The organism is Actinomycetospora flava (assembly GCF_037400335.1).
Classification (GTDB): Bacteria; Actinomycetota; Actinomycetes; order Mycobacteriales; family Pseudonocardiaceae; genus Actinomycetospora; species Actinomycetospora flava.
Map to the genome: position 1 here is coordinate 74,701 of NZ_JBBEGM010000021.1, position 13,493 is coordinate 88,193.

At 75.8% G+C, this 13,493-nt stretch carries 10 protein-coding genes; 7 read left to right on the forward strand and 3 right to left on the reverse strand.

Annotated features, from left to right (window positions below; translation table 11 throughout):
• Positions 1-75: 75 nt before the first annotated feature.
• Complete coding sequence (locus WCD58_RS31910; protein ID WP_337707176.1) at positions 76-4,659, forward strand: cation-translocating P-type ATPase; 4,584 nt, start codon at positions 76-78, stop codon at positions 4,657-4,659.
• A 90-nt stretch (positions 4,660-4,749) separates the two neighbouring features.
• Positions 4,750-5,676, forward strand: coding sequence for a DUF2188 domain-containing protein (locus tag WCD58_RS31915; RefSeq protein ID WP_337707177.1), 927 nt, complete (start codon positions 4,750-4,752; stop codon positions 5,674-5,676).
• 68 nt (positions 5,677-5,744) lie between these two features.
• Here WCD58_RS31915 and WCD58_RS31920 read toward each other — a convergent pair whose 3' ends face one another.
• Complete coding sequence (locus WCD58_RS31920) at positions 5,745-5,999, reverse strand: WhiB family transcriptional regulator (RefSeq protein ID WP_337707178.1); 255 nt, start codon at positions 5,997-5,999, stop codon at positions 5,745-5,747.
• Between the two features lie 562 nt (positions 6,000-6,561).
• Here WCD58_RS31920 and WCD58_RS31925 point away from each other — a divergent pair.
• Both WCD58_RS31925 and WCD58_RS31930 read left to right on the forward strand, forming a co-directional pair.
• Entirely contained in the window at positions 6,562-6,771 is a 210-nt protein-coding gene (locus WCD58_RS31925) for a hypothetical protein (protein ID WP_337707179.1), read from the forward strand.
• 25 nt (positions 6,772-6,796) lie between these two features.
• On the forward strand, positions 6,797-8,284 hold the full coding sequence (locus WCD58_RS31930) for a DUF2867 domain-containing protein (protein ID WP_337707180.1): 1,488 nt from the start codon (positions 6,797-6,799) through the stop codon (positions 8,282-8,284).
• 133 nt (positions 8,285-8,417) lie between these two features.
• Here the strand turns inward: WCD58_RS31930 and WCD58_RS31935 are convergent, their stop codons facing one another.
• The gene (locus WCD58_RS31935; RefSeq protein ID WP_337707181.1) at positions 8,418-9,512 is read right to left on the reverse strand and encodes a carboxylate-amine ligase; all 1,095 of its coding nucleotides are present in this window, start codon (positions 9,510-9,512) and stop codon (positions 8,418-8,420) included.
• A 120-nt stretch (positions 9,513-9,632) separates the two neighbouring features.
• Here WCD58_RS31935 and WCD58_RS31940 point away from each other — a divergent pair, with 120 nt between their 5' ends.
• Positions 9,633-10,067, forward strand: a complete 435-nt coding sequence (locus WCD58_RS31940; RefSeq protein WP_337707182.1) for an NUDIX domain-containing protein — start codon at positions 9,633-9,635, stop codon at positions 10,065-10,067.
• A gap of 4 nt (positions 10,068-10,071) precedes the next feature.
• Positions 10,072-11,259, forward strand: a complete 1,188-nt coding sequence (locus WCD58_RS31945; protein ID WP_337707183.1) for an acyl-CoA dehydrogenase family protein — start codon at positions 10,072-10,074, stop codon at positions 11,257-11,259.
• Positions 11,260-11,262: 3 nt separating this feature from the next.
• Here the strand turns inward: WCD58_RS31945 and WCD58_RS31950 are convergent, their stop codons facing one another.
• Complete coding sequence (locus tag WCD58_RS31950; RefSeq protein WP_337707184.1) at positions 11,263-12,546, reverse strand: GGDEF domain-containing protein; 1,284 nt, start codon at positions 12,544-12,546, stop codon at positions 11,263-11,265.
• A 575-nt stretch (positions 12,547-13,121) separates the two neighbouring features.
• On the opposite strand from WCD58_RS31950, the gene WCD58_RS31955 reads away from it, so the two are divergent.
• Positions 13,122-13,280: a hypothetical protein gene (locus tag WCD58_RS31955; RefSeq protein WP_337707185.1), complete on the forward strand. Its 159-nt coding sequence runs from the start codon at positions 13,122-13,124 to the stop codon at positions 13,278-13,280.
• Positions 13,281-13,493: the final 213 nt, after the last annotated feature.

The following is a 13,493-nucleotide window of genomic DNA, read 5'->3' on the forward strand; positions in this document are numbered from 1 at the left end:
TTCGACGAGAGGACGACAGCCACCCCCATGGCTTCCCACCCCGCACCCCGCCCTTCCCGAGGCCTCCTCGCGCGGGTGGTGGACCCCCTCGGCATCGCCGCCGGCGTGCTCGACCGTGTCGACCCGTTCCGCCACCGTGGCCGCCGGGTGTGGCGCGGCGCGGGCCGGGTGCAGATCGGGGTGCCCGCGGTCGTCCGCGAGTCCGGCGCGGAGCTCGGGCGCGCCGTCGAGAAGGCGCTCGCCGCGCACCCGCAGGTCGAGTGGGCGGCGGTCAACGCGACGCTCGCCGCCGTGGTCGTCGGTCTGGCCGAGGACGGCCCGGCCGGCCTGCCCGCCGACGAGGTCGTCGACGACCTCGTCGACCTGGTCGAGATCCTCGAGGAGCGCGAGGGCGGCGAGGCCGTCGTCCCCCTCGGCTCGCCGTCGGCCGGAGCCGCGCAGCAGGCGTTCACCGCGCTCGCGGCGGACCTCGCCGGCCTCGGCGTCGCCGCGATCGGCCGCGTCCTGCGCCGCACGCCGCTGCCCGCCGAGCTCGCCTCCGCCGCGACGTTCGTCGACCACCAGCCCCGCCTGCGCGCCGCCGTCGAGCGCGCGGTCGGCGAGGACCGCGCCAACGTCCTGCTCGCGCTGTCCAACGCCGCCGCGCAGGCGCTCGGCCACGGCACGACCGGCCTGCTCGTCGACGCCGCCTACCGCGCCATGCAGGTCGCCGAGGCCCGCGCGCGCACCGAGACGTGGGACGACGCCGAGGCCCGGCTCCTCGAGTCCGCCGACCACGCCGCCGCCCCGCCCGACGACGAGCTCCGCGAGGCGCGCCCCGTCGCGCTGCCCCTGGGGCCGATCGAGAAGCACGGCGACATCGTCGGCATGGGCGCGGCCGGCGGGTTCGCCGCCACCGCGGCCGCGACCGGCGACCTGCGCAAGGCCGCCGGTGTCGCGCTGTCGACGCTGCCGAAGGCCGGCCGGCTGGGGCGCGAGGGCTTCGCGACCACGTTCGGCCGGGTCCTCGCTCGGCGCGGCGCCGTGGTCGTCGAGCCGACCGCGCTGCGGCGCATGGACCGCATCGACACCGTCGTGCTCGACGCCGAGGCGCTGACCACCGGCGTGCTCATGCTCGGCGACCTGCTCGCGCTGCCGGACGCCGACGGCACCCCCGTCTCCCTCGACGAGCTCGTCCCGCGGGTCCACGAGCTGTTCGACCCGGCCGAGCCCACCGCACCCCACCGCGTCTCCGAGGACGGGGAGCACTGGCTGCTCGCCGGGCTCGACGACGTCCCCGGCGGCGACGACCCGCGCGCCGTCGAGGCCGCCGACGTGCTGCGCACCGACGGCGCCACCCACGTCCTGGGCCTGCGCCGCGACGACCAGCTCGCCGCCGTCGTCGGCGTGCTGCCCGAGCCCGCCTCGGCCGCCGAGGCCCTCGCCGCGGCCGCGCGCCGCGCCGGCGTCACCCTGATCATCGGCGGCGACGCCCCCGGCATCGGCGACCGCGCGATCGCCGGCGGCGACGCCCTGCGCGACTCGGTGCGCGACCTGCAGACCGCGGGCTCCGGCGTGCTCGTCGTCTCCCGCGACCGGCGCGCCCTCGCGGCCGCCGACCTCGGCATCGGCGTCTCCCGCCCCGACGGCACCGCCCCGTGGGGCGCCCACGTGTTCGTCGGCGACGACCTCGGCACCGCGGCGCTGCTCATCGAGGGCGTCAAGGTCGCGCGCGGGGTGTCCGGCCGCTCGGTGAACCTCGCGCGTGCCGGCTCCGTGCTCGGCGCCGTCATGGCCACGGCGGGCACGACGCCGCGCGCCCCCGGGCTGGCCGGGCTCGCCGTGAACGGAGCCGCGGCCGTGTCGCTGGGCAACGGCGCCTGGGCGGCCACCGAGCTGGGCCGCCGCGTCGTGGTCCCCGGCGTGAGCCGCACGCCGTGGCACGTCATGCCGACCAGCACCGTGATGGCGCGCCTCGACGTCACCGAGCGCGGCCTGACCACCGCCGAGGCCCACCGCCGCCACCGCGACGACCCGGCCGCGGCGGAGACCGGGACGACGCTCGGGCGCGCGTTCCTCGACGAGCTCAACAACCCGCTCACCCCGGTGCTCGCCGGCGGCGCGGTGCTCTCCGCGGCGATCGGCGCCGTCGTCGACGCCGCGATCGTCGTCGGCGTCACCGCGTTCTCGGCGCTGATCGGCGGCGTGCAGCAGGTCGCCACCGACCGCGCCGTCGCCGGCCTGCTCGAGCGCTCCTCGATCCGCACCCGCGTCCTGCGCGACGGCCACACGCGCGGCATCGGCGCCAACGAGGTCGTCGTCGGCGACGTCGTCGAGCTCGGCCCCGACGACGTCGTGCCCGCCGACTGCCGCGTGATCGAGTCGGACGCCCTCGAGATGGACGAGTCGTCGCTGACCGGCGAGTCGCTGCCGGTGCTCAAGTCCCCGGCGCCGGTGATCGCCCGGACCGTCGCCGACCGCCGCTCGATGGTCTACGAGGGCGCCACGGTCGCGACCGGCCGCGGGCGCGCCGTCGTCGTCGCCACCGGCTCCAGCACCGAGGTCGGCCGCTCCACGGCGGCCGCCAAGGCCGCCGCACCGGTCGCGGGCGTCGACGAGCGTCTCGCCGGCCTGACCCGCATCACCACGCCGCTGGCGCTCGGGTCGGCGGCCGCGGTCGTCGCCGCCGGCGCGCTGCGCGGGCTGCCGTTCCAGCAGAACCTGCACTCCGGCGTCGGCCTCGCCGTCGCCAGCGTCCCCGAGGGCCTGCCGTTCGTCGTCTCCGCCGCCCAGCTCGCGTCGGCCCGGCGCCTGTCGGCCGAGGGCGCGCTGGTGCGCAACCCGCGCACGATCGAGGCGATCGGGCGCACCGACGTCCTGTGCTTCGACAAGACCGGCACGCTCACCGAGGGCCGCCTCGCGCTCTCGGCGATCTCCGACGGCATCAAGCTGCGGCCCACCGACCGCCTGCGCAAGCGCCAGCGCCGCGTCCTGGCCGCCGCGCTGCGCGCCACCCCGCGCCCCAAGCCGGGGGAGCGGCTCGCGCACCTCACCGACCGCGCGGTGGTCTACGGCGGCCAGCAGTTCGACGTCGACCCGGCCCACAAGCGCCCCGGCTGGTGGCCGATCGCCTCGCTCGACTTCGACCCGTCCCGCGGCTACCACGCCACGCTCGGCGACGTGGACACCCCGAACGAGACGGCCTCCGACAGCGACGAGGGCGGCCCGTTCCGCCTGGTGTCGGTGAAGGGCGCGCCGGAAGTCGTCATCGCCCGCGCGACGACGTTCTCGGGCGCCCCGCTGGACGACGAGACGCGCCAGCAGCTCGTCGAGCACACCGAGCTGCTCGCCCGCCAGGGCATGCGCGTGCTCGCCGTCGCCGAGAAGGTCCTCACCGCCGACCAGCACGCCGCGCGCGACGCCGAGCGCGACGCCGACGGCGGCGACGACAACGCGCTCGACGACGCCGACGTCGCCGATCTCGAATTCACCGGCTTCGTCGGCTTCACCGACCCCGTGCGCGCCGGCTCGCAGGCCACGGTGCGCGACCTGCGGGACGCGGGCGTCCAGGTCGTCATGATCACCGGCGACCACCCGAGCACCGCGGAGGCGGTCGCCGAGGAGCTCGACGTGCTCAACGGCGGCATCGTCGTCACGGGCACGGAGCTCGACGAGCTGGACGACGAGGAGCTCGACGACCTGCTGCCCAAGGTGCGGGTGGTGGCGCGCGGGACCCCGTCGCACAAGGTCCGGATCGTGCAGGCGTTCCAGCGCCTCGACCGCACGGTCGCGATGACCGGCGACGGCGCCAACGACGCGCCCGCGATCCGCCTGGCCGACGTGGGCATCGCCCTGGGCCGCCGCGGCACGCCCGCCGCCCGGGCCGCCGCCGACCTCGTCATCACCGACGACCGGCTGGAGACGATCCTCGCCGCGCTGGTCGAGGGCCGGGCGATGTGGGCGTCGGTGCGCGAGGCGCTCGGCGTGCTGGTCGGCGGCAACCTCGGCGAGATCGCGTTCACGGTGCTGGGCGCCACCACCACGGGCACCTCGCCGCTGAACGCCCGGCAGCTGCTGCTGGTCAACCTGCTCACCGACCTGGTGCCCTCGCTCGCCCTCGCGGTCCGCGCGCCCCAGCCCGAGTCGGCGGCCGAGCTGCTCGCCGAGGGGCCCGAGGCCTCGCTCGGCGAGGCGCTCAACCACGAGATCGGCCTGCGCGCCATGGCCACGGCGGGCGGCGCGAGCCTCGCGTGGGTCCAGGCGCAGGCCACGCCGTACGGCAGCCCGGCGCGGGCCCGCACGGTGGCGCTGACCGCGCTCGTCGGCACCCAGCTGGGGCAGACGATCGTGGCCGGCGGCGCGCGCAGCCCGCTCGTCATCGGCGCCAGCGTCGTGTCCGCGGGCGCGCTGTTCGCGGTGGTGCAGACCCCTGGCGTCAGCCAGTTCTTCGGCTGCGTGCCGCTCGGGCCGGTGGCCTGGGCGCAGGCGGCGGGCTCGGCCGGTGTGGCCACCGCCGCCTCGGTCGTGGGCCCGGAGCTCGTGCGGCGCTACGGTCCGGTCGTGGTGCCCGAAGGGTCGCCCCAGGCCTCGTGGATCGAGCGCCTGGAAGACATCCGCGACGAGGCCACCAAGAAGTACCTCGAATTGCAGAACCGTGCGGCGGAGGCGCTGAACGGGTGAGTGCGGTGCCGGTTACTGATGCGTTTGTGCTGGTCGAGGCCTGGGCATCAGATCGGTTGAAGACACCGTCGAACAGGAGTTGAGACTGTCATGGCCGACCGGTACGTCGTTCCCACCGAGGACGGCTGGCAGGTGCAGAAGAAGGGTGCCCAGCGTGCCAGCGCGAAGGCCCCGACCCAGGCCGAGGCCGTCGAGCGGGCGACCGAGATCGTGACCAAGGACGGTGGCGGGAAGGTCGTCGTGCACGGCACCGACGGCAAGGTCCGCGAGACCCACCAGGTGAAGGCCGGCGCCGAGAACGCCACCGGCGAGGCCGCGAAGGCGACCGCCAAGGCGAACGCCGAGGGCGCCCGCGCGAAGGCGCAGTCGGCGTCGGACAAGGCGTCGTCGAGCGCGAAGAAGGTCGGCGACGACGCCAAGGCGACCGCGCAGAAGGACGCCGACCGCGTCCAGGAGTCGGCGAAGAAGGCCGCCGCGCAGGCCGAGGCCGGCGCGAGCGGTGTCGCCGACCAGGCCGCCAAGGCCGCGTCGGGCGACAAGTCGCCGTCGGCGGCGGCCAAGGACGCCGCCACCGTCGCGCAGGTGTCGGGCGAGCAGGTCGCGACGACGACGTCGCGCGCCGGCGAGCGCGTCGCCAAGGACGCCACCCGCGTCGCCCAGCACGCCGGCTCCGAGGCCAAGGCCCGTGCCGACGAGGCCGGCGCCGCGACCGCGAAGGCGGGCGACCGTGCGGCCACCGTGTCGTCCGGCGTCGCCTCGGAGCTCGAGGACGCGGGCGACACCGCGGCCCGCCGGGTCAACCGGGCGAGCGAGGCCGCCGCCCAGCAGGTCGACCGGTCCGTGCGCCAGACCGCCGACCAGGTCCGCGACAGCGCCCCGGACTACAACCCGGTGCGCATCGTCGGCAACGCCGCCACGATCGCCGTGAAGACCGGCTTCAGCATCGCCGGCGCCGTGATCTCCACCGGGGGCCAGGTGCTGCAGTTCGCCGCGCGGAAGGTCACCGGGCGCGGCTGACACGCCCTCCCGCACGACGAAGGGCCCGCCCCCTCTCCGGGGGGGCGGGCCCTTCGTGTGTGTGCGTCTCAGGCGGCGTGCGGGGCGGCGGAGCCGATGCGCGCGGCGCGGCGCATGGCCCGACGCTCGTCCTCGCTCGTGCCGCCCCAGACACCGGCCTCCTGGCCGGTGTCCATGGCCCACTGCAGACAGCCCCGCTGGAGGGGGCAGCTGTGGCACACGGCCTTCGCCTCGGCCAGCTGGGCGGAGCCGGGGCCATGTGCGGTCAGGGGGAAGAAGAGTTCGGGGTCGTGGTCGCGGCAGGCCGCGAGCTCCCAGTCCATGATCCTGCTCGTCCAATCTCGCTCGTCGGTGGTCAGCTCGGCCGTGCCCGCTCCACGTGAGCAGGGCGGCCGTGGTGCCGCCGGGCCCGACGCGAGGCGCACACGCGCGCGCGCCTCGCAACGGCCCCTGCGGCACGGTCGTGCGCCGGGCATTCGGTTCGAATCCGGGGGTCGTGCGGTGTCGGTCCTCGGAGCGGCCCGGGGTGGGCCCGCGCCCCGGGGTCCGGAGCACTTCGGTACTCATCTATGACGTCGAGGCGACCGATACGGTTCCCTCGGCCCGCGACATGTCGTCACGGACACGGCCCCCGGACATGCCGGGGCCGCTCATCAGCGAGCCTCCATGATCTATCCGTACAGCGCGTCGGGCAAACGCATTTGATCCGCGCCACTCTGGCGAACGCGTGTGTCGTTCGTCACAATACTTGCTCACGCTGCGCCGACGAGTCGCGGCGAACGGGTGGGGACCGCTGCCCGGCGGAGCGATGCGCTGCGCTTCCGTGCCCGTCGCGCCACACTGTGGTGGTCGGATTCCTCGATCGAGCGAGGGAGGGCGGACGGGATGAAGTGGGCGCGGCGCACGGCGCGCGACATCGTCATCTGGGTGGCCCTCACCGGCGGGATCGTGCTCATGGTCCTCGGTCAGGGGATCATCGGCGGCGCCGTGCTGGCCTTCGGGCTCTGGCAGCTGATCATCGCCATGCGCAGCGGCGGCGGCCTCTTCGTCGACCAGCGCGCCGCCGACCGCCCGGGCAAGCCCACCGTCAGCTGACGTCACGAGCGCCCGGGGTGCCGCGATGATCGACGCGCACCAGGATGGCGGCATGCGCTGCGCGGTGATCGGAGGGACCGGGTACGTCGGCGTGCGCCTCGTGCGGCGCCTGCTCGACGAGGGCCACGACGTCGCGGTGCTCGTGCGCAGTCAGGCCAAGCTCGCGGCCACCGGGTGGTCCGAGCAGGTCGACGCGGTGGCGGGCGACCTCGCCGACGCCGACGCGGTCGCCGCACTCGTCGAGGGCGCCGACGCGGTGGTGCACCTCGCGCACGCCCTCGAACGGCCCGACTTCCCCGAGCGTGACCGCGCCGCCGCCTGGACCGTCAGCACCGCGGCCGCCGACGCGGGCGTGCGGCGCCTGGTCTACCTGGGCGGGCTGCGGCCGTCGCCGTCGTCGGAGCCGTCGCGGCACCTGTCGTCGCGGGCGGAGGTCGCCGACGTCTTCCTCGCCGGCGGCGTCCCCACCGCGGCGCTCGAGGCGTCGATCGTCGTGGGCTCGGGGTCGACGAGCTTCGAGATGATCCGCTACCTCGCCGAGCGCGTCCCCGTGCTGCCCGCGGTGCCGTGGCTCGCGCACCGGACCCAGCCGATCGCCATCGCCGACGTCCTGCACTACCTCGTCGGCGCGCTGGACCTGCCCGACGACGTCGACCGGCGCTTCGACATCGGCGGGCCGGACGTCCTGAGCTACCTCGAGCTCATCCGCCGCTACCTGCGCCTCGCGGGCCTGGCCCAGGGCGTCGTGGTGCCCGTGCCCGTCCCGGTGCCGCCGGGCGGGCCGGCCCTCGCCGGGCGGGTCGTCGAGGCGCTGACGCCCCTGTCGCGGCAGCTGGCGACCCCGCTGATCGAGTCCCTCGCCGACGACCTCGTGTGCGCCGAGGAGGACGTGCTCACCGTCATCGGGCCCCCGCCCGGCGGGCGCACGACCTACGACGCCGCGGTCCGCGCGGCGCTGGGGCAGGCCGCCGAGCCCGCGGTGGTCGTCGACGACCCGGCGCTCGCGGGTCCGACCGACCCCGCCGGTTCCGGGGGCACGGTCTACTCCTGGAGCACCGTCGAGCCCTCGCCGGCCGACGTCACCGAGCTCTGGTCGGTGGTGGACGGGATCGGCGGCGAGGCCGGCTGGTTCGTCCCGCTCGGTGCGTGGACGGTGTGGGGCTGGGCCGACCAGCTCCTCGGCGGTGTCGGGGGCTACCGCGGACGCCCGCGCTCGCGGCCCCTGGCGGTCGGCGACGTCGTCGACGGCTGGTGCGTCGAGGCCGTCGAGCCCGGGGTGCTGCTGCGGTTGCGCTCCGAGATGCGCGCGCCCGGCCGCCTGACCCTCGAGCTCGCCGCCGACCCCGACGTCTCCGGCCACGGCTCGCACCTGCGCCTCGCCGTCCGCTTCGTGCCGACGGGCCTCGCCGGTCTGGTCTACGGCCGCGCGCTGCTCGCGGGCGCGCCGGCGGTGTTCGGCACCATGGCCCGCGGCATCGCCGCCCACGCCGCCGTGGTGCCGCTGCGGCCCTGACCCCCGCGCGACCGGCGCGGTGCGCGTGATCGACCGAGGTCGTGGCCTGCGGGACGTGCCGCTCGCGGGGTGCTCGCCGTACCGACCCGTGGCGACCGGCGCCTCTCACAGGCGCCGTTCGCAGGATGACTCCTCAGCGCGCGAAGCGCTCCCGGGCGTCGCGCACGACCGCGGCGAGGTCGCCCTCGGCGGCCCGGGCGGCGGCGCGCTGGCGGTCGGCGCCCGTGCCGTCGGCGAGCAGGCGCGCCAGCCCGTCGCGGGCGCAGTCGGTGTCGCCGGCGTCGGCGAGCGCCTCGCCCACGTGGGCGCGGAGGGCGTCGAGCACCTCGGAGGCGGGCGCGGGGCGTCCGGAGCGCGGGTCGACGAGGTCGCCCGACAGCCCCCACCGCGCCGCGCGCCAGTGCGCCAGGCGCAGGGCCTCGACCGGGGGCTCGGGCACGTCGTCACCGCGGCGGTGCGCGCGGGCCGCCGTGGTCACCAGCGCCCGGGAGAGCACGGCGACGAGCACGGCGTCGTCGACCTCGAGCCCGACGTCGGCCACCCGCACCTCGACCGTGCCGAGCTCGCGGGAGAGGCGGGCGTCGAAGTAGACCATCGCGTCGTCGAGCAGCGTGTCGGTCGCGAGCATCGCCTCGACCGCCGCGTCGTACGCCGCCAGGGAGCCGAACACCCGCGTCGGCCCCGCCGAGGGCCAGCGCGACCACACCACGCTGCGGTAGCTGGCGTAGCCGGTGTCCTCGCCGCGCCAGAACGGGGAGTTCGCCGCCAGCGCGCGCAGCACCGGCAGCCACGGGCCGATCCGGTCGAGCACGCCGACGCCCTCCTCCGGGGAGGCGACCTCGACGTGCACGTGCTGCCCGTTGGTCAGCTGGGCGGTGGCGACCGACCCGAAGCGGTCGGCGATGCGCCCGTAGCGCCCGCCGGGCACCGGGCCCGCCTCGCTGCCGTCGTCGGGGGCGATCGGCGACGTGGCGAGCCCAGCGACGTCGACCCCGGCGTCGCCGGCCGCCTTCTGCGCGACGTCGCGGTGGCGCCGCAGGTCGGCGGCCAGGGCGGTCGCGTCGCGGTGCGGGGCCGACGCCGTCTCGACCTGCTCGCTGCGCAGTTCGCCGTCGAGCTCCTCGTCGGCCGCGTCGCGCACGCGTCCGGCGAGCCCGCGCGGGACCCCCGTCACGGGGTCGACGAGCAGCAGCTCCTCCTCGGCCCCGAACGGGGGCACCTCACTCATGACGCACGAGCTTCCCACCTTGCCCGGCGCGCACACCGCGGGCGGCCTACCGTGATCGCCGTGCGGGGAGACGAAGCAGAGCGGAGCTCGACCCCTCGACGCGGTGATGGTGACGGCTGGGTGGTCTGCGACGCCGGGCACCGGCACTGGGGCCGGTTCGGCGCGGCGGGGCTCCTGCTGCGCCACGGCGACTGCGTGCTGCTCGCGCACCGCGTCTGGTGGAGTCACCACGGCGAGACGTGGGGCATCCCCGGCGGCGCGCGCAACAGCGACGAGACCGCGCGGCAGGCCGCGCTGCGGGAGGCGGCCGAGGAGACCGGCGTCGACGCCGCCCGCGTCCGCCTCACCGACGAGACCGTCGACGACCACGGCGGCTGGTCCTACGTCACCGTCCACGCCCGGCTCGATACCGAGCAGGCGCCGGCGCTCGAGCCCACCGACGGCGAGGCCACCGAGCTGCGCTGGACGCCGGTGGCCCAGGTGTCGGACCTGCCACTGCATCCGGGGTTCGCCCAGTTCTGGGCCGGTCCGGACGCCGTCGACCGCCTACCGTGAGGGCATGGCCCCCGCACTTCCCGATCCCAGCGACTTCCTCGCCGTCGACGCCGACCTGAGCGCCGAGGAGCGCGACATCCGCGACGCGGTGCGCGACTACGCCGCCGCGGAGCTCGCCCCCCGCATCGCGGAGTGGTACGAGTTGAACTCCCTGCCCCGCGACATCGCCAAGGGCCTGGGCTCGCTGGGCCTGCTCGGCATGCACCTCGAGGGCTACGGCTGCGCCGGTACCAACGCCACGAGCTACGGCCTGGCCTGCCGCGAGCTGGAGGCCGTCGACTCGGGGCTGCGCAGCTTCGTGTCGGTGCAGGGCTCGCTCGCGATGTTCGCGATCCACCGCTGGGGCTCCGAGGAGCACAAGCAGCAGTGGCTCCCGCGCATGGCCACGGGCGACGCGCTCGGCTGCTTCGGGCTCACCGAGGCCGACGCGGGCTCGGACCCGGGATCGATGCGCACGCGCGCCCGTCGTGACGGCGACGACTGGGTGCTCGACGGCTCCAAGATGTGGATCACCAACGGCACGCTCGCCGACGTCGCCGTCGTCTGGGCGCAGACCGACCCGGACGCGGGCAGCAAGGGCATCCGCGGGTTCGTCGTGCCCACCGACACGCCGGGGTTCACCGCCAACGAGATCAAGCACAAGCTCTCGCTGCGCGCCTCGCTCACCGCCGAGCTGGTGCTCGAGGGCGTGCGGTTGCCCGCGGACGCCGTGTTCCCCGAGGTGGCGGGCCTCAAGGGCCCGCTGTCCTGCCTCAACGAGGCGCGCTACGGGATCCTCTGGGGCGCGGTCGGCGCGGCGCGCAACTGCTACGAGGCGGCCCTGTCGTACGCCAAGGACCGCGAGCAGTTCGGCCAGCCGATCGCCGGGTTCCAGCTGACGCAGCGCAAGCTCGCCGACATGGTCGTCGCGGTCAACCAGGCCGGGCTCACGGCGTCACGGATCGGGCGGCTCAAGGACGCCGAGCAGCTGCACCCGGCCCAGGTCAGCTTCGGGAAGATGGCCAACGTCCGGGCCGCGCTCGACGTCGCCCGCACGGCGCGCACGGTGCTCGGCGGCAACGGGATCACGCTCGAGTACCCGGTGTTCCGGCACATGACCAACCTCGAGACCGTCCTGACCTACGAGGGCACCGAGGAGATGCACGCCCTGTCGATCGGGCAGGCGGTCACGGGGATCGCCGCGTTCCGCTGAGGCTCAGCGTGGGGGGGCGCACTCCACGCGGTTGCGCCCCCCGTGCTTCGCCGCGTAGAGCGCCGTGTCGGCGCTGACCATGAGGCCGTCGAGGTCGTGCGACGCCTCGGGGTACGACGCCGTGCCGATCGACGCGGTGAGCCCGCGGACGGTGCCGCCGCCGAGCGTGGGGGAGACGGTGACCTCGCACTCGCTGATCCGCCGGCGCAGGCGCTCGGCGGTGGTGCCGACCTGCTCGGGGCCGGCCTCGGCGACCAGCACCACGAACTCCTCGCCCCCGAAGCGTCCGACGGCGTCGTAGGGGCGGACCTCGGAGCGCAGGGTGTCGGCGACCGCGCGCAGGACGGCGTCGCCCACGAGGTGCCCGTAGCGGTCGTTGATGCCCTTGAAGGCGTCGATGTCGACCATGATGACGCCGAGCTCGCCGCCGCGGCGCCGCAGGCGGGCGAGCTCGCGGTCGGCCTGGTCGCGCCAGGCGGAGGCGTTGGCGAGCCCGGTCTTGGGGTCGGTGCGCGCGGCGCGGGCGAACTGCTGGATGAGGAACCCGCGGTGCATGCCCATCACGGGGACGAGCAGCACCGGCAGCAGCCACGGCGTCGTCAGCGCCACCACGGCGAGCGCGGCGCCGAGGGCCAGCGCGCCGAGGCCGATGAGCGTGTCGGTGGGCGCGCCGAGCCGTTTCCACCAGGGCGTGCCCGGCGCGTTGAGGCAGATCATGAACACGACGAGGCCGTGGTTGACGACCCAGCGCGTGAGGCCGGCGGCGACCAGCACGGCGAGCCCGACCGGGCCCGCGACCTTGACCAGCAGGCCGCCGGGCACCAGCTCGAGCACGCCCCACGCGGCGACCGACGCGATGAGCACCGTCGCCGCGGAGTACGTCCACCGGTGCACGACGGGCCGTTGGGAGACCCGCATCCACCAGTAGGCGAACGTGATGACGACCAGGGCGAGCGCGAGCCCGAGGGGGAGCAGCAGGAGGCCGGCGAAGCTCCACACCGACTTCAGCTCGATGTAGGGCTGGCCGTCGGCGACGACCTCGCGGCGCCGTTCGATGCCGCGCGCGGTCTCGACGTGGACGACCAGCCCGAGGACGAGCAGCCCCAGCGCGCGCCAGTCGGCGGTGCCGACCGGCTCGATCCCGGCGACGGCGAGCGAGAGCGCGACCGCCAGGACGTCGATGACGAGCACGGCGACGACCACCCGGCGCGGCGCCTGCCACAGGCTCCAGCGGCGCGGGTCGCACCGGCGGGGGTCGAAGCGCCGTTGCGGTGTGGCCTGCGCCACATCGGGCGTTCCGGACGCGGTGGCCGATCCGGAGGCGCCGTGACGGTTCCGGCGAGCGGGACGCCAGGGACGCACGGCACCGCCCGAACCGTCCGGTAGGTCCGCGCCGGTGACTGCGCGTACCGAACGATCGGGCGGGACTGCTCCGGGCGCGGGAGTGAGCGCGGACCCGGGGTCGGAAGGACCCCTCCAGGGTTCACGCGCCGTCACGATGAGTGACCCCCTCCAGCTCAGGCGGCACTCGCAACGGGCGGCGACCGCGTGCGGAACACGGTACCGACGACCTGTGGATCTCGGCAGCAGGCGTCACCCATTGGGAAGAGATCACCCCGTTGGTTGACGCCCAGTCGCCGTCTGGTCACACAGAGCGTCATTGACCAGCATCGAGGGGCGGATGTGACGCGGAGTGCGGCCGGATGTGACAGTGCGGTCGCTCTCCGTCAACGCTGTGCAACTCAAGATCAGTGTTCGGACAGTGGACTCGGGTTCACCACACAGCGTGTGCGTTGCACCACGTCCGTGTCGGCGGGACGCCCCGTCCCGCTGACGCCCCGCTCTCGGCGAAAGGACCCCCCGTGGCCGACTCGAACTGGCACCGCGACTCCCACCGGCACCTCGCGGACGCCGACCGGCACCGCGACTCCAACTGGCACTTCGCGGACTCGAACTGGCACCGGGACTCGAACTGGCACTACGCCGACTCCAACTGGCACCGCGACTCCAACTGGCACTGAGCCGGTAGCGACCCGGCGGCCGGCGTCGCACGCCCCTCGGGCGACGCCGGCCGCCGCGGTGGTGGGGGGGGGGCCCGCCCGGGCCCCCCCCCGGCGCGGGCGGGCCGCCCCCCCCCCCCCCCCCCCCCCCCCCCCCCCCCCCCCCCCCCCCGCGCGGCCCCCCCCCCCCCCGGGCCGCCCCGGCCCGCCGCGGTGGTGCGTGGGACGCCCTCG